Annotated in this window: 20 protein-coding genes; 14 read left to right on the forward strand and 6 right to left on the reverse strand. The window is 64.1% G+C overall.

The window, feature by feature from the left end; genetic code table 11:
- Positions 1-72: 72 nt before the first annotated feature.
- Together NHF53_RS17835 and NHF53_RS17840 are read right to left on the reverse strand one after the other, a co-directional pair.
- Positions 73-1,602, reverse strand: coding sequence for a sigma-54 dependent transcriptional regulator (locus NHF53_RS17835; RefSeq protein ID WP_252835421.1), 1,530 nt, complete (start codon positions 1,600-1,602; stop codon positions 73-75).
- Positions 1,603-1,620: 18 nt separating this feature from the next.
- On the reverse strand, positions 1,621-1,866 hold the full coding sequence (locus tag NHF53_RS17840) for a hypothetical protein (protein ID WP_252835422.1): 246 nt from the start codon (positions 1,864-1,866) through the stop codon (positions 1,621-1,623).
- Here NHF53_RS17840 and NHF53_RS17845 point away from each other — a divergent pair.
- From NHF53_RS17845 to NHF53_RS17895, 11 genes are all read left to right on the forward strand, one after another.
- Positions 1,865-3,721, forward strand: a complete 1,857-nt coding sequence (locus tag NHF53_RS17845; protein ID WP_252835423.1) for a M3 family oligoendopeptidase — start codon at positions 1,865-1,867, stop codon at positions 3,719-3,721. The two genes, NHF53_RS17840 and NHF53_RS17845, sit on opposite strands and share 2 nt — an antisense overlap.
- Complete coding sequence (locus NHF53_RS17850) at positions 3,718-4,899, forward strand: aminodeoxychorismate synthase component I (protein ID WP_114364233.1); 1,182 nt, start codon at positions 3,718-3,720, stop codon at positions 4,897-4,899. The genes NHF53_RS17845 and NHF53_RS17850 overlap by 4 nt, the downstream gene beginning before the upstream one ends.
- A complete protein-coding gene (locus tag NHF53_RS17855) occupies positions 4,884-5,513 on the forward strand; it encodes an aminotransferase class IV family protein (protein WP_114364234.1) in 630 nt (209 codons plus the stop codon). The genes NHF53_RS17850 and NHF53_RS17855 overlap by 16 nt, the downstream gene beginning before the upstream one ends.
- On the forward strand, positions 5,514-5,798 hold the full coding sequence (locus tag NHF53_RS17860; RefSeq protein ID WP_114364235.1) for a YciI family protein: 285 nt from the start codon (positions 5,514-5,516) through the stop codon (positions 5,796-5,798).
- Between the two features lie 12 nt (positions 5,799-5,810).
- Positions 5,811-6,755 (forward strand): DUF3445 domain-containing protein, encoded by a 945-nt coding sequence (locus NHF53_RS17865; RefSeq protein WP_252835424.1) that lies wholly within the window; start codon positions 5,811-5,813, stop codon positions 6,753-6,755.
- A gap of 117 nt (positions 6,756-6,872) precedes the next feature.
- Positions 6,873-8,318: a homospermidine synthase gene (locus NHF53_RS17870; protein WP_252835425.1), complete on the forward strand. Its 1,446-nt coding sequence runs from the start codon at positions 6,873-6,875 to the stop codon at positions 8,316-8,318.
- A gap of 191 nt (positions 8,319-8,509) precedes the next feature.
- The gene (gene omp10 / locus NHF53_RS17875) at positions 8,510-8,872 is read left to right on the forward strand and encodes an outer membrane lipoprotein Omp10 (protein WP_112689878.1); all 363 of its coding nucleotides are present in this window, start codon (positions 8,510-8,512) and stop codon (positions 8,870-8,872) included.
- Between the two features lie 278 nt (positions 8,873-9,150).
- Positions 9,151-10,995 (forward strand): 5'-nucleotidase C-terminal domain-containing protein, encoded by a 1,845-nt coding sequence (locus tag NHF53_RS17880; RefSeq protein WP_252835426.1) that lies wholly within the window; start codon positions 9,151-9,153, stop codon positions 10,993-10,995.
- A 132-nt stretch (positions 10,996-11,127) separates the two neighbouring features.
- The gene (gene hemH / locus NHF53_RS17885; protein ID WP_252835427.1) at positions 11,128-12,162 is read left to right on the forward strand and encodes a ferrochelatase; all 1,035 of its coding nucleotides are present in this window, start codon (positions 11,128-11,130) and stop codon (positions 12,160-12,162) included.
- A gap of 91 nt (positions 12,163-12,253) precedes the next feature.
- Positions 12,254-13,267, forward strand: a complete 1,014-nt coding sequence (locus tag NHF53_RS17890) for an SPFH domain-containing protein (RefSeq protein WP_252835428.1) — start codon at positions 12,254-12,256, stop codon at positions 13,265-13,267.
- Positions 13,268-13,270: 3 nt separating this feature from the next.
- On the forward strand, positions 13,271-13,729 hold the full coding sequence (locus NHF53_RS17895; RefSeq protein ID WP_252835429.1) for an NfeD family protein: 459 nt from the start codon (positions 13,271-13,273) through the stop codon (positions 13,727-13,729).
- 7 nt (positions 13,730-13,736) lie between these two features.
- Here NHF53_RS17895 and NHF53_RS17900 read toward each other — a convergent pair whose 3' ends face one another.
- Positions 13,737-14,732: an SIS domain-containing protein gene (locus NHF53_RS17900; RefSeq protein WP_252835430.1), complete on the reverse strand. Its 996-nt coding sequence runs from the start codon at positions 14,730-14,732 to the stop codon at positions 13,737-13,739.
- Between the two features lie 209 nt (positions 14,733-14,941).
- Here NHF53_RS17900 and NHF53_RS17905 point away from each other — a divergent pair, with 209 nt between their 5' ends.
- Positions 14,942-16,453: an outer membrane beta-barrel protein gene (locus NHF53_RS17905; RefSeq protein ID WP_252835431.1), complete on the forward strand. Its 1,512-nt coding sequence runs from the start codon at positions 14,942-14,944 to the stop codon at positions 16,451-16,453.
- A gap of 6 nt (positions 16,454-16,459) precedes the next feature.
- Here NHF53_RS17905 and galU read toward each other — a convergent pair whose 3' ends face one another.
- Complete coding sequence (gene galU, locus NHF53_RS17910; protein ID WP_252835432.1) at positions 16,460-17,347, reverse strand: UTP--glucose-1-phosphate uridylyltransferase GalU; 888 nt, start codon at positions 17,345-17,347, stop codon at positions 16,460-16,462.
- Positions 17,348-17,546: 199 nt separating this feature from the next.
- On the opposite strand from galU, the gene NHF53_RS17915 reads away from it, so the two are divergent.
- Together NHF53_RS17915 and NHF53_RS17920 are read left to right on the forward strand one after the other, a co-directional pair.
- Positions 17,547-18,758 carry a lytic murein transglycosylase gene (locus NHF53_RS17915; protein ID WP_252835433.1) on the forward strand — a complete coding sequence of 404 codons (1,212 nt, stop codon included), beginning with the start codon at positions 17,547-17,549 and terminating at the stop codon, positions 18,756-18,758.
- Positions 18,759-18,834: 76 nt separating this feature from the next.
- A complete protein-coding gene (locus tag NHF53_RS17920; protein WP_252835434.1) occupies positions 18,835-20,016 on the forward strand; it encodes a DUF459 domain-containing protein in 1,182 nt (393 codons plus the stop codon).
- Positions 20,017-20,066: 50 nt separating this feature from the next.
- Here the strand turns inward: NHF53_RS17920 and NHF53_RS17925 are convergent, their stop codons facing one another.
- The gene (locus NHF53_RS17925) at positions 20,067-21,521 is read right to left on the reverse strand and encodes a glutamate synthase subunit beta (RefSeq protein WP_252835435.1); all 1,455 of its coding nucleotides are present in this window, start codon (positions 21,519-21,521) and stop codon (positions 20,067-20,069) included.
- An 11-nt stretch (positions 21,522-21,532) separates the two neighbouring features.
- Positions 21,533-21,859 (reverse strand): heavy metal-binding domain-containing protein, encoded by a 327-nt coding sequence (locus NHF53_RS17930; RefSeq protein ID WP_252835998.1) that lies wholly within the window; start codon positions 21,857-21,859, stop codon positions 21,533-21,535.
- Between the last annotated feature and the right edge of the window lies 1 nt (position 21,860).

The raw sequence follows: 21,860 nt of genomic DNA on the forward strand, positions 1-21,860 counted from the left end.
GTCTAACAAGTGATTTACTGCTGGTAACGGAATATATTTACCCGAGCGTTAACGGAGCTGCCTTGACCTTGCTCAAGCCGCGTGCTTTTGCGGGTCGTCCGGATCGATTCCGTAGTCCTTGAGCTTGCGGTAAAGGGTCGAACGCCCGATTCCGAGCTTCCGCGCCACCTGGCTCATCTGTCCACGGTAGAATTTGAGCGCGAAACGAATCAGTTCCTCCTCGACCTCCGCAAGCTTGCGGACATTGCCGCTCTCGTCCGTACTGACGATCACATTCGCACTCGCGGCCACATTTGCCGGCGCAGCGGCCGGGACCCGCCCTGATTCGGCCATGAACGGGGCGCCTGCGACCGTGCTCGCCTGCTCTGCTGCAGGAGACGACGGGGCGCGAGGCAGGGCGGTCGCGAAGGGTCCGGCGCGGCCCGGAAGCTGTGCCGCCACTTGCGGGAAATCCCGCTCGGTCAGTTCATTGCCTTCCGCAAGAATAACGGCGCGGAAAACGGCATTTTCGAGCTGGCGGACATTGCCCGGCCAATCATAGGCCGTCAGCAGTGCAAGCGCGCCGGAGCCGAGGCTCAAAGGCCGCTGGAGACGCTGCTCGGCGGAAAACCGTTCGGCGAAGGCGCGCGCCAGATGAACGATGTCCTCCTTTCGGCGGCGAAGCGCCGGCACGGTGATCGGGAAGACGCTGAGGCGGTAGTAGAGGTCCTCGCGGAAACGGCTCGCCTTGACCTCCTCGATGAGGTCCTTGCTGGTCGAGGCGATGATCCTGACGTCGACCTTTTGGGGACTGCGGCCACCGGCGGCAACGATCTCTCCCTTCTGCACGGCCTCCAGAAGCTTTGCCTGGGCGTGCAGCGGCAGATCGCCGATCTCTTCGAGAAACAGGGTGCCGCCGTCGGCTTCCTTGAACTTTCCGAGGTGACCTTCGTCCGTTCCGTCCGGCTCGTGTCGCCCGAAGAGGACGGCTTCAATGGTCGCGTGCGGTATCGCCGCACAATTGACGGCGATGAACGGCCGGCCGGACCTTTCGCTTGCGGAATGGATGGCGCGGGCGAGCATCTCCTTGCCGACACCCGCCTCTCCCTCGACCATGATCGGGAGATGCGACTGGACCGCACGACGCCCGAGCTCCAGCACGCGCGCCATGCCCGCACTCGCCGCAATGATGTCACTGAAGGAGACCGAGGCGGAACGACCTCGCTTCAACGGACGACCGGAGGCATCGTTTTCATGCAGTTTCAGGGCGTTGGACACGGCAGTGGCTATCCGTTCGAGCGAGGTCGGCTTGACCACGAAGTCGAATGCACCGGCGCGCATTGCCTCGACGGCCAGATCCGTGCCGCTTTCGGCTGTCTGGACGATGACGGGCACGTCGGCCCGCAGGCGATCGAGAAAGGACAGCACCGAAAGGCCGTTGCCTTCCCCCGACTTGAGATCGAGCAGCACGGCGTCGATCTCGCCGCGCATTTTCCTGAGCAATTCGAGGCCCGCCTGATCGTTCTCGGCCACATGCACGGCATGGCCGCGGCTTTCGATCACGGCCTTCAGCGAGCGACGCTCCTGCGGGTCGTCGTCAATAACGAGAATGTGTGCTGTCACTTTTCGAGCTCCCCGGAATCATTCCGACGCATCATGCGTTTGTGAACCTTCGAGCCCCGAGGCTGCCGGACAGGCCTGAAAATCCGGTTTTAAAAAACTCTCGCATTTTAGCGAATCGCGTTTTTGCACAGTCCGCCTCCTCCCGAAGGAGATCGGGTGAATGCCGCCGCAGGCAACTTTCCGTCGCGATGCACGGTTTTCATCGGTCGTCGACTGCTCTAAACCTGACCGCCAATTGCCTTTGAAACGGAAGGACTGCCCCATGCGCTCATCCCGGACCCCTGCCATCGCGCTCGCCGCCGAAGCCGCCGCGACCGCCGAAAGCGCCCCGGCTCTCGGGTCGCTGCCGGTCTGGAAGCTCGAGGATCTCTATGCCTCGCCGACCGCCGCGGAATTCACCCGCGATCTCGAAAGGGCGGAGAAGGACACGCTGGCCTTCGAGGCAAAATGGAAGGGCAAGCTTTCGGACGCGGCCGCCACCACCGGCGATGCGGGGATCGGTGCGGCGCTTGGCGAATACGAGGCGCTCGACGACCTGCTCGGCAGGCTCGCCTCCTATGCCGGTCTCACCTACTACTCGGACATGACGAACACCGCGAACGGCAAGTTCTTCGGCGACGTGCAGGCGCGGCTCACCGACCTTTCCGCGCATCTCCTGTTCTTCACGCTCGAACTCAACCGGATCGACGACGCCGTAATGAATGCCTGCATGGACCGCGATCCGGCCGCCGGACACTACCGTCCGTGGATCGTCGACCTGCGCAAGGACAAGCCCTTCCAGCTCGAGGACCGGATCGAACAGCTCTTCCTCGAGAAGTCGATGACCGGGGCCGGCGCCTTCAACCGGCTCTTCGACGAGACGCTGGCAAGCCTCCGCTTCACCGTCGACGGTGAGGCGCTGCCGCTCGAAGCAACGCTGAACCTGCTGCAGGAGGCCGACCCGGAACGTCGACGGGCCGCCGCACTCGCGCTCTCGGCGACCTTCAAGGAGAACATCCGCATCTTCGTTCTGGTGACGAACACGCTCGCCAAGGACAAGGAGATTTCCGACCGCTGGCGCGGGTTCGAGGACATCGCCGACAGCCGCCATCTTTCGAACCGCGTCGAGCGTGAGGTGGTCGATGCGCTCGCAAGCGCGGTCAAGGCCGCCTACCCGCGGCTCTCGCACCGCTACTACGCCATGAAGGCGAAGTGGCTCGGCATGGAAAAACTCAACTTCTGGGACCGCAACGCGCCGCTTCCCGAAAGCCCCGACCGCATCATCCCGTGGGACGAGGCGAAGGAGACCGTGCTTTCCGCCTATGGCCGCTTCGCGCCGGAGATGGCGGCAATCGCCGGGCGTTTCTTCGACGGTGGGTGGATTGATGCGCCGGCACGTCCCGGCAAGGCGCCCGGCGCCTTCGCCCATCCGACGGTGCCGTCGGCCCACCCCTATGTCCTGGTCAACTACCTCGGCAAGCCGCGGGACGTCATGACGCTCGCCCACGAGCTCGGCCACGGCGTCCACCAGGTGCTGGCCAGCGCGCAGGGCGCGCTGATGTGCCAGACGCCGCTGACGCTCGCCGAGACCGCCTCCGTCTTCGGGGAGATGCTGACCTTCCGCGCGCTTCTCGACCAGACGAAGGACCGGCGTGAGCGCAAGGCGATGCTGGCCCAGAAGGTCGAGGACATGATCAACACGGTCGTCCGACAGATCGCCTTCTACGAGTTCGAACGCAAGGTGCACACGGCCCGCAAGGAAGGCGAACTGACGGCCGAGACGATCGGCGAACTCTGGCTGTCGGTTCAGGCGGAGAGCCTCGGACCGGCGATTGGCATCTCGGAAGGCTACGAGACCTGGTGGGCCTATATCCCCCACTTCATCCATTCGCCCTTCTACGTCTATGCCTACGCCTTCGGCGATTGCCTGGTGAATTCGCTCTACGCGGTCTACCGGCAGGCGGAGGCGGGCTTCCAGGACAAGTATTTCGAGCTCCTGAAGGCCGGCGGCACCAAGCACCATTCCGAACTCCTGAAGCCTTTCGGCCTTGACGCCACGGACCCGTCCTTCTGGGCCAAGGGCCTGTCGATGATCGAAAGCCTCATCGATGAACTGGAAGCGCTCGACGAGACTCCATGACGACGCCCGCCGCATCGCCGGCGGATGCCGGCCGCTACGTTCTCTTCCGCGACGACACGCGCGGCGAATGCAAGGTTTTTGCCTCGCCGTCGGAGATCATCGTCGCCTACGAGGCCGACGGCTTCTTCCCGGCGCTCGCGCGCCTCGATGAGGCCCACCGGGCCGGCAAGTGGCTCGCCGGCTTCTTCTCCTACGAGGCCGGCTATCTCTTCGAGAAGAAGCTCGCGCCGCTCGCCGCCGAGAATCGCGAAACGCCGCTCGTCTGCTTCGGCGTCTTCGACGCACCGGCCGGCGACGACCATCCGCTCGCGACGCCGCGGCAGCGCAAGGAGAACGCGCCCTTCATCACCGAACCGCGCGCGGCCTGGGATTTTCCGGCCTATCAACGCCGCTTCGACCGGCTGCACCGGCATCTGCGCGAGGGAGACTGCTACCAGGCGAACCTGACCATGCCGATCCATGCCCGCTGGGACGGCGACCCGCTCGCCGCCTTCTGGTCGCTGATCGAGCGCCAGCCGGTGCGCTACGGCGCCCTCGTCGATCTGGCGGGACCGGTCATCCTCTCCCGCTCACCGGAACTCTTCTTCGCCGTCGACAAGGACGGCTTCATCGAGACCCATCCGATGAAGGGCACGGCCGCCCGCGGGCAGACGCCCGCCGAGGACCGTGAGATCATCGCAGGTATGCTCGCCGACGAGAAGACGCAGGCCGAGAACCGGATGATCGTCGATCTGCTGCGCAACGACATCTCCCGCATCAGCGAAGTCGGAACGCTCTCGGTGCCGAAGCTCTTCGAAATCGAGACCTATCCGACGCTGCACCAGATGGTGAGCCATGTGCGCGCAAAGCTCTCGCCCGGTATCACCATCGCCGACATTTTCGCCGCCCTCTTCCCCTGCGGCTCGATCACCGGCGCCCCGAAGATGCGCGCGATGGAAATCCTGCACGACCTGGAAGTCGGGCCGCGCGACGTCTATTGCGGCGCGATCGGCTATATCGACCCGGAGGGCCCGATGCGTTTTTCGGTTGCCATTCGCACGCTTTCGCTTTTCAAGAATGGAGAGGCCGTCTTCAATGTCGGCGGCGGCATCGTCTTCGATTCGAACGCCGGGGCGGAATACGAGGAATGTCTGCTGAAGGCGCGGTTTGCGGTAGGAGACCAATGGATTTCTCGCTGATCGAAACGATGCGTTGGCAGCCGGGAGAGGGTTTTCTCCGGCTGGAGCAGCACCTGCGGCGGCTCGCGCGCTCCGCCGACGCGCTCGGGTTTCGCCAGCCGCAGAACGTCGAGGCCAAGCTCAAGGCGCTGAAGACCGCCGACGCGCCGCTGCGCGTCCGGCTCACCATGAATTTCCGCGGACAGGTCGAGGTGACCGGAACGCCGTTCGAACCGCAGGCGCCCGACACCGTCTGGAAGGTCCGTATCGCCAGGACCCGGATGGATTCCGAGGATGCCCTCTTCCGCCACAAGACCACGCGGCGAGAACCCTACGAGGCCGCGAGAGCCGAGTTCACGCCCGAAGAGGCCGACGAGGTTCTCCTGCTCAACGAGCGCGGCGAAGTCTGCGAAGGCACGATCACCAATGTCTTCGTCGAGGATCTCGGCGGGCAGTTCATCACGCCGCCACTGTCGAGCGGGCTGCTGCCCGGCATCCTGAGGGCGGAACTGATCCGTGAGCGCAAGGCCCGCAGCTCGATCGTGCGCCCGCAGGATCTCAAGGACCAGCCGTTCTTCGTCGGTAATTCCCTGCGTGGCCTGATCCGGGCCGAACTCATCGAAAGCGACACCTGAATGCTGATACTCTCCCTCACCTACAAGAAGAGCCTCGAAGAAGCGGACCGCTTCATGGACCAGCATCTCGCCTGGCTCCGGCAAGGCTACGAACGCGGTTGGTTTCTCGCCTCCGGACGCAAGGTGCCGCGGACCGGCGGCGTCATTCTTGCCGCCGGCGACCGCGCCGAGATCGAGGCCTTTGCCGTGACTGACCCCTTTGTGGTGAACGGCATCGCCGATTGCGAGGTCACCGAAACCCTGCTGACGACGGTGGCACCCGGCTTCGAAAGCCTGAAGTCCTGAGGAGAGGCGGCCATGGACGTGACCACGACGACACCTGCCAGGCCGCCTCGCACCCCTTACGACGGCTCATCGACACCCTTCACCATCGGCTTGCGCCCGCTCGAACTCCGCCGCTGGTTCGAGCCGGACGAGGAACTCGCCGGCGAGCTTGCCGAGAAGCGACGTCTCTTTGGCCTCTATGCCGACGACATCTTCATGGAGGCGCCGGACAGCCGGCCGGGTCAACAGGAATGCCTCGACCTCCTCTCCGACTACCTTCAACGTGAGCAGGCGCATCTCTATCGCCGGTCCGGTAATGTCATGCACATGGCCGGCCATTCGACCGACCTTTCCGACGCGGCGATGCCGCCGCTCCTGCGGGCGGGGTTCATGGTCCAGGATGACCTCGTCCTGATGCGCCGGCGCGAGAACGGCTGGCAGATCGCCGCCGCCCACCTTTCCTTCCCCTCTTCGTGGTCGCTCAAGGAGAAGTTCGGCCGCCCGATGGAAGAGGTCCACGCCGCCGTCCCCGGCTTCCAGGCCGGCACGCGCAATGCCACGCTCGTCAACCGCATCTTCGACAGTCTTCATCCCGACCAGCCGGCCGAGCGGTTCAACTGGTCGATCAACTGGCGCCACGCCCTTTTCCACCCACAGACGGCAAAGCTTCCCGTCGAGCCGTCGTCGACCTCGGTCGCGGCGGACAGGGCGATCGTCAGGGTCGAGCGTCAGACCCTGCGCAAGCTGCCGGTCTCCGGCGACATCATCTTCACGATCCGCATCTATCTCGATCCCATCCGCGCCTTCGCCGCCCATCCGGCCGGCGCCGAGCTCGCCGAAAGGCTGGCCGGACAGCTGGAGGCACTCACGGAGGCGCAGGTGAACTACAAGGGCCTCGCCGAAAAGCGCGACGAACTCGTCTCCTGCCTGCGGAGCGGTCTCTTCGCCGGAAATCCGGGCGACGACGGCGCCGCCTGAGGCCCCCTTTATTGTGTCAGGAATTTATGATCTAGAGCGTTCCGAGAACCGGAAGGCCGTTGCAACGACGTTGTGCACAGGCCCGCGCGGTGGGCTGCGCATCTGAAGGAGAGTGGAATGAGCAAACAAGATTATCCGGTTCATGCAGAGATCACCGGCCCGATCGTGATGATCGGCTTCGGCTCCATCGGCCGCGGCACGCTGCCGCTGATCGAGCGGCATTTCAAGTTCGACAAGAGCCGGATGGTCGTCATCGACCCGCGCAACGACGAAGCCCCCCTGCTTGCCGAGCACGGCATCCGCCACATCCAGGCGCACGTCACCAAGGACAACTACAAGACCCTGCTGACACCGCTGCTGACCGACGGTTCCGGCCAGGGCTTCTGTGTCAACCTTTCCGTCGACACCGGCTCGCTCGACCTCATGAAGCTCTGCCGCAAGCTCGGCGTCCTCTATATCGACACCGTCGTCGAGCCCTGGCTCGGCTTCTATTTCGACGACAGCCTGGGCAATGCCGACCGCACCAACTATGCGCTGCGCGAGACCGTCCGCCAGGAAAAGAAGAAGAATCCGGGCGGCACGACGGCCGTCTCCACCTGCGGCGCCAATCCGGGCATGGTCTCCTGGTTCGTCAAGCAGGCGCTGGTCAACCTCGCCAACGAGATCGGTCTCAAGTTCGACGAGCCGGACCAGGACGACCGCGAAGGCTGGGCCCGCCTGATGAAGAAAGTCGGCGTCAAGGGCGTCCACATCGCCGAACGCGACACCCAGCGCACCAAGCATCCGAAGCCGCTCGACGTTTTCTGGAACACCTGGTCGGTCGAAGGCTTCATCTCGGAAGGCCTGCAGCCGGCCGAACTCGGCTGGGGCACCCATGAAAAGTGGATGCCGAAGAACGCCAAGAAGCACAAGAAGGGCTGCAAGGCCGCGATCTACCTCGAACAGCCGGGCGCCAACACCCGCGTGCGGAGCTGGTGCCCGACGCCGGGCGCGCAATACGGCTTCCTCGTCACGCACAACGAGTCGATCTCGATCGCCGACTATTTCACGGTGCGCGACAAGGAGGGCGAAGTGACCTTCCGCCCGACCTGCCATTACGCCTATCACCCGGCCAACGACGCGGTGCTGTCGCTGCACGAGATGTTCGGCAACGGCGGCAATCCGCAGCCGGTGCTGCACGTGCTCGATGAGGACGAACTGGTCGACGGCATCGACGAACTCGGCGTGCTGCTCTATGGCCACGAGAAGAACGCCTACTGGTACGGCTCGCGCCTCTCGGTCGAAGAGACCCGTCGCATCGCCCCCTACCAGAACGCCACCGGCCTGCAGGTTTCCTCCGCCGTGCTCGCCGGCATGGTCTGGGCGCTCGAGAATCCGGAAGCCGGCATCGTCGAGGCCGACGAGATGGACTACAAGCGCTGCCTCGAAGTCCAGTCGCCGTATCTCGGGCCGGTCGAGGGACACTATACAGACTGGACGCCGCTCACCAATCGTTCGAGCCTCTTCCCGGAAGACCTCGACGCCAAGGACCCGTGGCAGTTCCGGAACATCCTCGTTCGCTGATCGAGGCACCCCGGGACACCCCGCTCCTTCGCCCGCCGCCTCGTGCGGCGGGTTTTCTTTTGGCAATGGTCAACCACGTGCGCTCGTCATTGGAAAACCGCGCAAAGGCGGATACTTGGCCTTGCTTTCACCATTTGTTGGCGGCATGGTTCCGGGTCACAGGCTGGCCCGGACTATGTGGGGAATAAGGAATGAAAATCAGGAATCTCGGCGTTCTGCTGGTATGTGCCTCGGCGCTGTCGGCATGTTACTCCAGTGGTCCGCGACCGATGCCACCGGTTCGTCAGGCGACGACTGTTGAAGGCACGTGGGTCGATCCGAACGGAATCACCTCCACCTTCTCCGGCGGCACGTTCAACACGCGCACGACCGATACCAATCAGCTCCTCGCCTCCGGCACCTACACTAACGTTTCGGATCGTCTGGTCGAGATCAACATGACCTCGCTCGTCCGCAACACGCAATCGAAGGTCAATTGCGCACTGGTGACGCCCAACCAGCTGAACTGCACCTCCGACAGCGGCGCACAGTTCTCGCTCGCCCGCCGGTCCTGATCGCGTTCCGTTCCCGCAGATGATGCACCCGGGCCGACGGCCCGGCGGCGTTGTCGTGCGCCGTCCACCGCACCGCGGAGCCGAAGACGGACCTCCTTCGCGCAACTGTCGCCTTGCTGGTTTACCACGTCTGCGCTGAGCGGCGGGGACGAAGCGTATTTGCTCTTGCGGTCGCAGGCACTTGGTGGAAACATCTCCACCAAGTGTAGTCCTTGAATACCGAGCAGAAATACGAACGACGGCTGAAGAAAAAGGCCGTAGATACCAGGAGAAAACCGATGTTGAAACAATTTCGATTGGGACTGTTGAGTGTCTCTGTGCTCGCTCTCTCGACGAGCGCGGCCTTTGCGGATTTCGAACTGAACATCCTGCACATCAACGACTTCCACTCGCGCATCGAGGCGATCAACAAGTACGATTCGACCTGCTCGGAGGAAGAGGCCGGCAAGAACGAGTGCTTCGGCGGCATCGCCCGTGTAAAGACGGCGATCGACACCCGTCGCAACGAGCTTTCGGGCGGCAACGTGCTGGTTCTCGACGCCGGCGATGAGTTCCAGGGCTCCCTCTTCTATACGACCTACAAGAGCGCACCGATCGCCGAGTTCATGAACGGCATCGGCTTCGACGCCATGGCGATCGGCAACCACGAGTTCGACGACGGCCCGGAAGAGCTTGCCCGCTTCATCGCGGCACTCAAGTTCCCGATGATCTCCGGCAACACGCTCGCCGGCCTCAACACGCCGATCGCCGACAAGTACAAGCCCTATATCGTCAAGGAATTCGGCGGCGAGAAGGTCGCGATCGTCTCCGTGCTTGCAAGCGACACCGACGAGACCTCGTCGCCCGGCAAGGATGTGCTCTTCGCCGACGAGATCGGCTACCTGAAGGATGCGGTGAAGGAAATCCAGGCCGCTGGCGTCAACAAGATCGTGCTGCTCTCGCATGTCGGCTACGTCAAGGACCAGGAGATCGCGAAAGCCGTCGACGGCATCGACGTGATCGTCGGCGGGCACAGCCACACGCTGCTGTCGAGCACCGACGAGAAGGCGGCCGGCCCCTACCCGACGCTGGTCAAGTCGCCGTCGGGCGTCGACGTTCCGATCGTGACCGCCTACGCCTATTCGAAGTATCTCGGCGACCTGAAGGTCGTCTTCGACGATGCCGGCGTGGTCAAGTCGGCCGAAGGCGCACCGAAGCTGCTCGATGCCTCCGTCAAGCCGGATGAAGGCTACACCGCCAAGGTGGCGGAACTGGCCGGCCCGATCGAGGAACTGAAGAAGAAGGAAATCGGCCAGTCCGCCGACGTCATCGACGGCTCGCGTGAGGTCTGCCGCGTCAAGGAATGCTCGATGGGCAACCTCGTCGCCGACGCCATGGTCGACCGCGTCAAGGATCAGGGTATCACGATCGCCATCCAGAACGGCGGCGGCCTGCGCGCCTCGATCGACGGCGGCGTCGTCACCATGGGCGAAGTGCTGACCGTGCTGCCGTTCCAGAACACGCTTGCCACCTTCCAGCTGAAGGGTGCCGATATCGTCGCGGCACTCGAGAACGGCCTCAGCCAGATCGAGGAAGGCGCCGGCCGCTTCCCGCAGGTCTCCGGCCTGAAATACAGCTTCGACAAGTCGAAGCCGGCAGGCAGCCGCGTGATCTCCGTCGAGGTCAAGGAGGGCGACGCTTTCGTGCCGCTCGACCCGGCGAAGGTCTATGGCGTGGCGACCAACAACTACATGCGCGCAGGCGGCGACGGCTACAAGATCTTCGCGAGCGCCGGCACGAACGCCTATGACTACGGTCCGGGCCTCGAAACGGTGGTGGCCGACTACGTCGCCAAGAACAGCCCGTACAAGCCCTATACCGACGGCCGCATTGCCGAAGTCGCAGCCGCTGCGCAGGCCCCGGCAGCAACAGCACCCGCGACGGAAGCCCCGGCACCGGCGGCAGCCGATGCGGCGGTCGCGACCGTCAAGACCTACTCCGTGGCAGCCGGCGACAACCTCTGGAAGATCGCCAAGGAACTCTTCGGCGACGGCATGATGTGGTCGAAGATCGCCGAGGCCAACAAGCTGAAGAACCCCAACTTCCTGATGGTCGGCCAGGAACTCGAGGTTCCTGCGAAATAACGTCGCTTTGCCGCAGGCATCAGGCCGGTCCGGGCTTCCCCGGACCGGCTTTTCTTTTTAGAAAAGACTTACGCGCGCGCCGCGCTCACGAATCTGCCAGACGGCGATACAGGATCAGGACAAGCACAGACAATGACAGCCGATCTCACCCACCTGCCCGCCGACCACCCGCCCGTTCGCTTCGGAAAGGTCGGCGTCCTTCTGGTCAATCTCGGCACGCCCGACGGCACCGACTACACCTCGATGCGGCGCTACCTGAAGGAATTCCTGACCGACAAGCGCGTGATCGAATGGTCGCCGTGGAAATGGTACCCGATCCTCTTCGGCATCGTGCTCAACACCCGCCCGCAGAAGGTCGGCAAGGCCTATGCGGAGATCTGGAACAAGGAGAAGGACGAGAGCTATCTGCGCACCTATACCCGCAGCCAGTCGGAGCTGCTGACCGAGGCGCTCAGTGATCTTCCGGACGTCGTCGTCGACTGGGCGATGCGCTACGGCCAGCCGTCGATCGCCACGAAGATCGACGCACTGCAGGCGGCGGGCTGCGACAAGATCCTTCTCTTCCCGCTCTATCCGCAATATGCCGCCTCGACGACGGCGACCGTCAACGACAAGGCCTTCGAGAAGCTGATGGCGATGCGCTGGCAACCGGCGCTGCGCACCGTGCCGCAGTACCACGACGACCCGGAATACATCGACGCACTGGCGGTCTCGGTGGAAAAGACGCTGGCCGGTCTCGACTGGCAGCCGGAAATGCTGCTCGCCTCCTTCCACGGCATCCCGCAGTCCTATTTCAAACAGGGCGACCCCTATCACTGTTTCTGCCAGAAGACGGGACGGCTGTTGCGCGAGCGCCTCGGCCTGCCGAAGGACAGGTTCATGGTGACCTTCCAGTCGCGGTTCGGGCCCGAGGAGTGGCTGCAGCCCTATACGGACAAGACCGTCGAGAAGCTTGCCACGGAAGGCGTGAAGCGAATCGCTGTCATCAATCCGGGGTTCGTCTCCGACTGTCTGGAGACGCTGGAAGAAATCGCCGGCGAGGCCGCGGAGAGCTTCCACGAGCACGGCGGCGAAAAGTTCGTCCATATCCCCTGCCTCAACGACAGCCCCGAGGGCATGCGCGTGCTCGAAAAGGTTGTGCGCCGCGAGCTGCAGGGCTGGGTCTGACCGCCCCACGCCGGCGAAAACCCGCTGTTGTTTCTTGCGCTTAACGTGCCGAAGTGATCAACTGGCACGACACCTTGTAGAGGAGGCAGAGATGGGTCTCGCCGGTTCGGATATCGTCGTCATTGCACTCGTGGCACTTGTCATCCTGGTCTTGTTCGCCGGGATCAAGACGGTGCCGCAGGGCTTCCGCTACACCATCGAGCGCTTCGGCCGCTACACCCGCACGCTGGAGCCGGGCCTCAACCTGATCGTTCCGTTCATCGAGCGCATCGGCGCCAAGCTGAACGTCATGGAACAGGTGCTGGACGTTCCGACCCAGGAAGTCATCACCAAGGACAATGCCAGCGTCTCGGCCGACGCCGTCGCCTTCTACCAGGTGCTGAACGCCGCCCAGGCGGCCTACCAGGTCGCCAACCTCGAAAACGCGATCCTCAACCTCACGATGACCAACATCCGTTCGGTCATGGGCTCGATGGACCTCGACGAGTTGCTCTCCAATCGCGAGCAGATCAACGAGCGGCTGCTCAGGGTCGTCGACGAGGCGGTCGGCCCCTGGGGCATCAAGGTCACGCGCGTCGAGATCAAGGACATCCGCCCGCCGGCCGATCTCGTCGACGCGATGGCGCGACAGATGAAGGCCGAACGCGAGAAGCGTGCGCAGGTGCTCGAAGCCGAAGGCTACCGCAACGCGCAGATCCTGCGGGCGGAGGGCGCCAAGCAGTCGGCCATCCTCGAAGCAGAAGGCCAGCGTGAGGCCGCCTACCGCGAGGCGGAAGCCCGCGAGCGTCTGGCGGAGGCCGAAGCCAAGGCAACGCAGATGGTGTCGCAGGCGATCGCCGCCGGCGACATCAACGCGATCAATTACTTCGTGGCGCAGAAATACACCGAGGCGATGACCTCGATCGGCACGGCGTCCAATTCGAAGGTGGTGCTGATGCCGATAGAGGCCTCGAGCCTCATCGGCACGCTCGGCGGGATCGGCGCCATCGCCCGCGAGGTCTTCGGCGATGCGCCGGCCCAGCCACCCCGTCCGCGCATGGCCCCTGCCCGCTCGACGCCCGCTGTGAACCCCTTCGCCGCTGATCGGCCGAGCGAGGAGAGCTAAGCCATGCTGATGCGCCTGATTAGCGAACTCGGCCCCTGGAGCTGGTGGCTCCTCGGCCTCGTCCTGCTCGCCGCAGAACTGGCGCTGCCCGGCGTCTTCCTTGTCTGGATCGGAATCGGCGCGCTGCTGACGGGACTTTTGTCCATCCTGCTGTGGACGATGGGCTTCTGGGTTTGGCAGCTGCAGTTTCTCGTCTTTGCCACCCTTGCGGTGGCCGCTACCTTTGCCGGCCGTCGCTTCCTGTCGGGCGGCGAGCAGGTGACCGACGAACCGCTGCTCAACCAACGGGGCGCGAGCCTCGTCGGGCGAACGGCGACCCTCCCCGAGCCGATCGTCAATGGTCGGGGGCGCATCCGCCTCGACGACACCTACTGGCCGGTCATGGGGCCGGACCTGCCGGCGGGCACCAAGGTAAAGGTGGTCTCAGGGACAGGACGGGATCTGGTGGTGGAGGCGGCCTGATCGGCGATCAGGCGACGCCGATCCGCAACAGGTCGTGGAAATGCACGATGCCGAGCGGTGTGCGATCCTCGTCGGCGACGAAGAGCGCCGAGATGTTGTGCTGGTTGAGCAAGCCCATCGCGCTGGTCGCGAGCGTTGCCGGCGCGACGATCTTCGGATTGCGCGTCATGACGTCGTCAACCGTCAGTTCCGCGAGGTTGCGCGCAAGATGACGGGCGATGTCGCCGTCGGTGACGATGCCGCACAGCGTGCCCTCACCATCCACGACGCCGACGCAGCCGAAGCGCTTCATCGACAGCATGGTGATCGCATCTGGCATCGAGGTGCCGAGCGGCACCAGCGGAATGCTCTCGCCGGTGTGCATGATGTCAGTCACATGCGTCAGCATCGCACCGAGCTTGCCGCCCGGATGGAAGGTGCGGAAATCGAGCGCCGTGAAGCCGCGTGCCTCGAGCAGCGAGACCGCGAGCGCGTCGCCCATGGCGAGCTGCATCATCGTCGAGGTCGTCGGAGCGAGGCCGTGCGGGCAGGCTTCCTGCTCCTTGGGCAGCAGCAGCACGATGTCGGCCTCGCGCGCCAGCGTCGATGTTTCGCCGGCCGTCATCGCGATCAGCGGAATGGAGAAGCGCCGCGAATAGGAGAGGATACCGTGCAGTTCGGTGCTCTCGCCGCTCCAGGACATCGCCAGGATCACGTCGTCGCGGGCGATCATGCCGAGATCGCCGTGATTGGCCTCCACCGGATGGACGAAGAAGGATGGCGTGCCGGTCGACGCGAAGGTCGCGGCGATCTTCGAGCCAATGTGGCCGCTCTTGCCGACGCCGCTGACGACGACGCGACCGGAAATGCTGCCGATCACCTTGATCGCGTTGCAGAAGGGACTTGCGAGATACCCGGTCAGGGCATCCTGCAGGGCGTCCAGACCACTCTTTTCGGTTGCAACGGTGCGCAGGGCGGTTTCGATAGCCCCGGCTTCGACAAGTTTGACAGCGCGCTTGATCATGGGCGATCCATACTGCTTTTGCTTTTTCTTGTCCACATTTCGATGCTTGCTGCGGCTTTCGGTCCACATTTCTTGCACAACCCAGTGGCGTTGCAGTCACAGCAGGCGGTCGCAAGCAACGGGACGGCAGGAGCAGTCGCAACCAAACGTTAACCACATGGCTTTACGTTTGGGTAAGCATTTTCAAGCGATCGCCGAGCCCAGACCCCATGAATTCAATCGCAAGAAGCGGAGCCGGAGGAAAGCGCCCGCAGGCGCCACGCCTGCTGGCCGCCTGCCTGACCGCCGGCAGCCTCGTCGGCGCTGTCTCGCCGGCGTCCGCGCAGACCGTCTGGCAGCCGCTGCCGGCCCCGGCCACGGGCCAGGGGCAGGATGGTGCGGCGACCGCCAGCGGAACGGAGACGACCGCCAGCGGGACGGAGACGGCCGCAACGCCGGCCAGGAGGGCGATCCAGCCAACGGAACCGGACGCTCCCGCCAACCCGGTGACCGGCTCGGTCCCTGCGGAAGATCCCGAAGCCTCCGATTTCGGCCGGACGAACACTCGTGAGGCCCCTGTCCAGGACGCCCCGACGCGTGCGCTGGCAGGCGACACCGAAGCGCCCGGCATCCGCCTCGGCACGATGACGTTGCGCCCCGCCTTGATGCAGAGGCTCGGCGTCGAATCGAACCGGACCGGAGGCGACAAGCAGCAGCGGACCTTCTGGGAGACGGGTCTCAAGGGATCGCTCACATCCGACTGGTCCCGCCATCAGCTGACCATCACCGGTGAAGGCTACTGGCAACGCAATCTCTCCGGCGACGGCGCGACTGATCCGCGCGCCAATATCGATGCCGATCTGCGGCTCGATCTCTCCGACAGCACGACCGCGCATCTGCGCGCCGGCTACGGTTTCAGCCGCGAGGATACCAACGACCCGAACGCGATTTCCGGTGCGTCGGTACAGTCCGGCATCCACCACTTCACCGGCGGCGCCTCCGTCGAGCACGACTTCGGACGGCTGCGGGGAACGCTCGGAGCGGACGTCGAACGCTGGCTGTATTCGGATGTCGAACTTTCCGACGGCACGCAGGTATCACTTTCCGATCGCAACCGGACGGCCGGCACCCTTCGTGCTCGGCTCGGCTACGAAATCTCCCCGGCGCTCATTCCCTTCGTGGAAGCGTCGATCGGGCGTGTCCTCTACGACGAGAAGACGGATTCGAGCGGCTATGCCCGTTCGGCGGATGTCTATGCGGCAAAAGCCGGCATCAGCTCGGATTTCGGCGAAAAGCTGAGAGGCGAGCTGTCGCTCGGCTACCGTATCCAGGATTTCGACGACAGCCGCCTCGAAGACATCGCGGCCGTGACGGTCGACGGCAACATCGCATGGTCACCGCATCGCGGCACCGATGTCGATCTCCGGCTTTCCACCACCATCGACCCGTCAACGACGGCGGGCGTCAGCGGCGCCGTCATCTATGCGCTGAACGCCGCCGTCACCCACCAGTTGCGCAGCAATCTGGTCGCCCGCCTCGCCGGCGGCGCGACCTGGACCGACTACCCGTCGGATGCCGGAGTCTCGGACAGCGTCAAGTACACGGCAGGTGCCGGCCTGACCTACAGCCTCAACCGCTACCTCGATCTGACGGCGGATGTCGGTTACGAATACACCGACCGGCGATCCGCAACCGACTCCGAAACCTGGAATGCGATGGTCGGCCTGACGGCCAAGCGCTGAGCCGCCCTACTTGAGGGCGGCGAGCAGAGCCTTGAGCGGCTCCTCGATCATCGGGCGGATATCGGCACGCTCAATGGCGAAACTGACATTGGCGAGAATGAAACCGTCCTTGGCGCCACAGTCGAAGGTCTGTCCCTTGAAGTGATAGCCCGCGAAGGCTTGCGTCTTTGCAAGCTTCAGCATGCCGTCGGTCAGCTGGATCTCGTTTCCGGCGCCGCGCTCCTGGGTCTCGAGGATCGCGAAGATCTCCGGCTGCAGGATGTAGCGGCCGTTGATGAAGAAGTTCGACGGCGCCGTGCCCCTGGCCGGCTTCTCGACCATTTCGGTGATCCGGAAACCGCCTTCGAGCTGCTCGCCAACGCCGACGATGCCGTATTTGTGGGCCTGGTCGGGAGCGCACTCCTCGACGGCGATGACGTTGCCACCAGTCTTCTCGTAAAGCTCAGCCATGCCCTTGAGACAGCCCTTTTCGGCCCGCATGATCATGTCCGGCAACAACAGTGCAAAGGGCTCGCCGCCGACGATGTCGCGGGCGCACCAGACGGCATGGCCCAGTCCGAGCGGTTCCTGCTGACGGGTGAAGCTCGCCGAGCCGGCCTTCGGCAGCAGGCCCGAGAGCAAGGTCAGCTCGGCGTTCTTGTTTCTGGCCTTGAGGGTCTGCTCCAGCTCGAACTGGATGTCGAAATAGTCCTCGATGACGCCCTTGCCGCGCCCCGTGACGAAAACGAAATGCTCGATCCCGGCTTCCGCCGCCTCGTCGACCACGTACTGGATGACGGGCTTGTCGACGACCGTAAGCATCTCCTTCGGAACCGCCTTGGTGGCGGGAAGGAAGCGCGTGCCGAGGCCCGCGACGGGAAAAACAGCTTTACGGAGCTTGTTATGTTGAACCACTCGTCCCTCCTTGAGGACATTCCGGCAGGCGTCCTCATCTCACGCCTGCGAACTCTTATATATTTGCCTCCATTTCGCAAAGGCCTGTGCTGGTCCGAAGCGTCATGGTAAAGAATTTGTTGACGCAATTGCCTTAACCTGAGGTGAACAGCCCTCACAAAGGCTGGAAAATGAACCGTACGATAACGGGGAAATTCCAATGACCAGACAGAACCGCAAGCTTCTCGGAGCCCTTGGCATTTCGCTGGCCACCCTCATGCTGCCGGGCGCCGCAATGGCCGATGCCGGCTTCAAGAAATGGGTCAACGGCTTCTATACCACCGCGGCCAAGAACGGCATCAGCGAGCGTACCTACAATGCCGCCTTCGCAGGCGTCTCCTCGCCCGATCCGGACGTCCTGGAGAAGGCTCGCTATCAACCGGAATTCAGGTCGCAGATCTGGGACTATCTCGATTCTCGCGTCAATCCGTACACGGTGAAGATCGGCCGCGAGATGGCCGCCAAATACGGCTCGACGCTCGCCGCACTGGAACGGCATTTCGGCGTCGACCGGAACATCCTGCTCGCCATCTGGTCGATGGAATCGAATTACGGCGCGGCACTCGAGACACCGGAGCGACTGCACCACGTACCGACGGCCCTGGCGACGCTCGCCTATGCCGACCCCAGGAGGTCGAAATACGCCAAGAAGCAGCTGATCGCCGCGCTTCGGATGCTGCAGAACGGTGATGTCGCCTCGAAGAACCTGATGGGTTCCTGGGCCGGGGCCATGGGCCATACCCAGTTCATCCCGTCGAGCTACCTGCTCTACGCGGTCGACGCCGACGGCAACGGCCGCAAGGACATCTGGCATTCGGTCGGCGATGCGCTCGCGACCTCCGCCAACCTGCTCGACAAGAACGGCTGGCAGGCGGGCAAGACCTGGGGCTACGAGATCGCCGTGCCGAAGGGCGCCGCCGCCTACGAGGGCAAGACCAAGACTCTCGCCGAATGGGCGAAGCTTGGCTTCGTCCGGCCGAACGGCAAAGGTTTCAGGAATGGCGGCGACCGCGCCGTGCTGAAGATGCCGGCAGGTCCCGGCGGACCGGGCTTCCTGATGACCAAGAACTTCTTCGTCATCAAGCGCTACAATGCGGCTGACAGCTACGCGCTGGCGGTCGGCCTGCTCGCCGACGAAATCGCCGGTTACGGCGGGATGCGGCAGACCTGGCCACGGCCGAACGGAACACTCGACATCAAGGAGAAGTTCGAGTTGCAGACGCGCATGCAGGCACTCGGCTATTATGAAGGCGAGATCGACGGCAACTTCGGCTCCGGATCGAAGGCGGCCATCACGGCGCTGCAGTCACGGCTCGGGATGGAGGTTGACGGCGAACCTTCCCGTCGCCTTCTCGAGGCCCTGCGTAACTGACCTTGCCCGAGCGCCGGCGTCCGGAATAGTGTGACCCCGCAAGACGAGACGGAAACCGACCAGACGGTGGAACGTGATGCGGCAAAAGAGCGGATATAGGCATTGGCGCGGCAGCCTCTGGCTCGCCGTGCTTGCGCTCGTTCTGCCGCTGCTCGCCACTCCGGACGCCGTGCAGGCGCAGTACCGCGAACGGAGAACGCTGCTCGACCTGCTCTTCGGCGGGCCGCGCTACATCGAACCGATCGAGCCGGTCCCGACCCGGCGCAAGATCACCACACCGCGTGCGCCGAAGAAGACACCGAAAACCGCGGCGAGCCCGGCCGCCCCGCCACCGCCACCGCCGATCGTCAAGCTGGAGAACGCACGCAAGGTGCTCGTCGTCGGCGACTTCATCGCCGGCGGCCTTGCGGAGGGACTCGACGAAGCCTTCGCCAATTCGGCGGGCGTCACCGTCATAGAGAAGAGCAACGGTTCGTCGGGCCTCGTCCGCGAAGACTACTACAACTGGCAGACGGAACTTCCGACGATCCTGGACGAGGTGAAACCCGACCTGGTGGTGATCGAGATCGGCGCCAACGACCGCCAGCAGATAGTGACGGCAACCGGCAGGCAAGACTTCCGGACCGACGACTGGCACAAGGAGTACGAGCGCAGGATCATCGCGCTCGCGAAGACCGTCACCGACCGCAAGCTTCCGCTGCTCTGGGTCGGCATGCCGCCGTTCCGCCCGCAGAACATGACCTCCGACGCCCTGATGCTGAACGGCATCTACGAGAAGACTGTCGAGGCGCACGGCGGCGAGTTCATCGATATATGGGAAGGGTTCGTCGATGCGGACGGGCGCTTCATCCTCACCGGCTCGGACATCAACGGCCAGCAGGTCCGCCTGCGCGGATCGGACGGCATCAATCTCACCGCCGCCGGCAAGCGCAAGATGGCCTTTTACGTCGAGAAGCCCGCACGCCGGCACCTCGGTGAAATGGCAAGCCCCGAATTCATGACGCTCGACGGAGGCAATCTCCCCGAGTTGAGGAGCCTTCCGCCGTCGCAGATGCAGAACATCGTCTCGACCCAGCCGATCAACATGACCGACCCCGAGCTCGACGGCGGGACAAAACTGCTCGGCGACGAACCGCCGCCGGCGGCGGCATTCCCCTCCCCGCGCGAAAACCTCGTGCAGAGAGGGCAGCTACCACCGCCGCCACGCGGTCGGGTCGACGATTACGCCCTGCCGCAGGCGAACACTGTCCTCCAATAGAAAACGGGCCGCGTCGCCGCGGCCCGTCCGTATTTCCGTTGCCCTACTGCTCAACGCGGCAGGACGCTTTCGCCCATCAGCGCCTCGTCGATGGCACGTGCCGCCTGCCGGCCTTCCCTGATCGCCCAGACCACCAGAGACTGGCCACGACGCACGTCGCCGGCCGCCCAGAGCTTCGGAACCGAGGTCTTGTAGTCCTTGTCGTCGGCGACGACGTTGGTCGAGCCGCGACGGTCGGTGTTGAGCGTCAGCTTGCCGTCGAGCTCCTTCAGCACGCCTTCGGCGATGGGGCCGCGGAAGCCGATTGCGATGAAGGCGAGATCGGCCTTGATGATGAACTCCGAACCGGCGATCGGCTTGCGGCGATCGTCGACCTGGCAGCACTTGACGCCGGTCAGGACGCCATCCTCACCGACGAAGGCGAGCGTGCCGACCTGGAACTCGCGCACAGCGCCTTCGGCCTGGCTGGAGGAGGTGCGCATCTTCGTCGCCCAGAAGGGCCAGACCGCGAGCTTGTCCTCGACTTCCGGAGGACGCGGGCGAATGTCGAGCTGGGTCACCTTGACGGCGCCCTGGCGGAAGGCCGTGCCGACGCAGTCCGACGCGGTGTCGCCACCGCCGACGACGACGACGTGCTTGCCGCCGGCGAGGATCGGATCCGACGGCCAGCCGACACTGTCGATGTTCTCGCGGCCGACGCGGCGGTTCTGCTGTACGAGATAGGGCATGGCGTCGTGGACGCCGTGCAGGTCCGCGCCGGGAATGCCGGCCTCGCGCGGCGTTTCCGAGCCGCCGCAATAGAGGACCGCGTCATAGTCGGCGAGAAGCTTCTCGGCCGCCACGTCGACGCCGACGTTGACGCCGCAGTGGAAGGTGACGTTCTCGCCCTTCATCTGCTCGACGCGGCGGTCGATGAAGTTCTTCTCCATCTTGAAGTCCGGAATGCCGTAACGCAGAAGTCCGCCGGGCTTGGTCTCACGCTCGTAGACATGCACCTCGTGGCCGGCGCGGCCGAGCTGCTGGGCGGCGGCAAGGCCGGACGGGCCGGACCCGATGATCGCAACCTTCTTGCCGGTATGGACGGTCGCCGGCTGCGGCACGATGAAGCCGAGCTCATAGGCCTTGTCGGCCAGCGCCTGCTCGACGGTCTTGATGGCGACCGGCGTGTCTTCCAGGTTGAGCGTGCAGGCCTCTTCGCACGGCGCCGGGCAGACACGGCCGGTGAATTCCGGGAAGTTGTTGGTCGAATGCAGGTTGCGGATCGCCTCTTCCCACTTGCCGTTGTAGACGAGGTCGTTCCAGTCCGGGATCTGGTTGTGCACCGGACACCCCGTCGGACCGTGGCAGTAGGGAATGCCGCAATCCATGCAGCGCGCCGCCTGCTTGGTGACTTCGGCATCCGACATCGGAATCGTGAATTCGCGGAAGTGGCGGATACGGTCGGAGGCCGGCTGATACTTCGCCACCTGCCGGTCGATCTCCATGAAGCCTGTTACCTTGCCCATTACTGTCTCCCTTACCGTACCACGACGGCAGTTCCCGACACGGACACCATCAGCATCGAGCCGCTGGAACCGGTGGAAACATTCTCATAATCAATATCGACGCCGACGACCGCATTCGCGCCGAGACGCCGTGCTTCCTGTTCGACTTCGCGAAGTGCGGTTTCGCGGGCTTCCCGCAAGACCTGTTCGTAGGACGCCGAACGACCACCAACGAGATCGCGGATGCCGGCAAAGATGTCGCGGAAGATATTCGTGCCGAGGATCGCTTCGCCGGTCACGATACCCTTGTACTCGATGATCGATCGGCCTTCGATCGTCGGCGTAGTGGTGATGATCATC

The organism is Ciceribacter sp. RN22, assembly GCF_024054295.1.
Taxonomy (GTDB): Bacteria; Pseudomonadota; Alphaproteobacteria; order Rhizobiales; family Rhizobiaceae; genus Allorhizobium; species Allorhizobium lividum.

Excerpts from the sequence above, each read along its gene's own strand:
- NHF53_RS17845 (WP_252835423.1), top strand. The coding sequence starts at position 1,865 with ATGCGCTCATCCCGGACCCCTGCCATCGCGCTCGCCGCCGAAGCCGCC.
- NHF53_RS17840 (WP_252835422.1), bottom strand. The coding sequence starts at position 1,866 with ATGGGGCAGTCCTTCCGTTTCAAAGGCAATTGGCGGTCAGGTTTAGAG.
- NHF53_RS17850 (WP_114364233.1), top strand. The coding sequence starts at position 3,718 with ATGACGACGCCCGCCGCATCGCCGGCGGATGCCGGCCGCTACGTTCTC.
- NHF53_RS17855 (WP_114364234.1), top strand. The coding sequence starts at position 4,884 with ATGGATTTCTCGCTGATCGAAACGATGCGTTGGCAGCCGGGAGAGGGT.
- NHF53_RS17860 (WP_114364235.1), top strand. The coding sequence starts at position 5,514 with ATGCTGATACTCTCCCTCACCTACAAGAAGAGCCTCGAAGAAGCGGAC.
- NHF53_RS17865 (WP_252835424.1), top strand. The coding sequence starts at position 5,811 with ATGGACGTGACCACGACGACACCTGCCAGGCCGCCTCGCACCCCTTAC.
- NHF53_RS17870 (WP_252835425.1), top strand. The coding sequence starts at position 6,873 with ATGAGCAAACAAGATTATCCGGTTCATGCAGAGATCACCGGCCCGATC.
- omp10 (WP_112689878.1), top strand. The coding sequence starts at position 8,510 with ATGAAAATCAGGAATCTCGGCGTTCTGCTGGTATGTGCCTCGGCGCTG.
- NHF53_RS17880 (WP_252835426.1), top strand. The coding sequence starts at position 9,151 with ATGTTGAAACAATTTCGATTGGGACTGTTGAGTGTCTCTGTGCTCGCT.
- hemH (WP_252835427.1), top strand. The coding sequence starts at position 11,128 with ATGACAGCCGATCTCACCCACCTGCCCGCCGACCACCCGCCCGTTCGC.
- NHF53_RS17890 (WP_252835428.1), top strand. The coding sequence starts at position 12,254 with ATGGGTCTCGCCGGTTCGGATATCGTCGTCATTGCACTCGTGGCACTT.
- NHF53_RS17895 (WP_252835429.1), top strand. The coding sequence starts at position 13,271 with ATGCTGATGCGCCTGATTAGCGAACTCGGCCCCTGGAGCTGGTGGCTC.
- NHF53_RS17900 (WP_252835430.1), bottom strand. The coding sequence starts at position 14,732 with ATGATCAAGCGCGCTGTCAAACTTGTCGAAGCCGGGGCTATCGAAACC.
- NHF53_RS17905 (WP_252835431.1), top strand. The coding sequence starts at position 14,942 with ATGAATTCAATCGCAAGAAGCGGAGCCGGAGGAAAGCGCCCGCAGGCG.
- NHF53_RS17915 (WP_252835433.1), top strand. The coding sequence starts at position 17,547 with ATGACCAGACAGAACCGCAAGCTTCTCGGAGCCCTTGGCATTTCGCTG.
- NHF53_RS17920 (WP_252835434.1), top strand. The coding sequence starts at position 18,835 with ATGCGGCAAAAGAGCGGATATAGGCATTGGCGCGGCAGCCTCTGGCTC.
- NHF53_RS17925 (WP_252835435.1), bottom strand. The coding sequence starts at position 21,521 with ATGGGCAAGGTAACAGGCTTCATGGAGATCGACCGGCAGGTGGCGAAG.
- NHF53_RS17930 (WP_252835998.1), bottom strand. The coding sequence starts at position 21,859 with ATGATCATCACCACTACGCCGACGATCGAAGGCCGATCGATCATCGAG.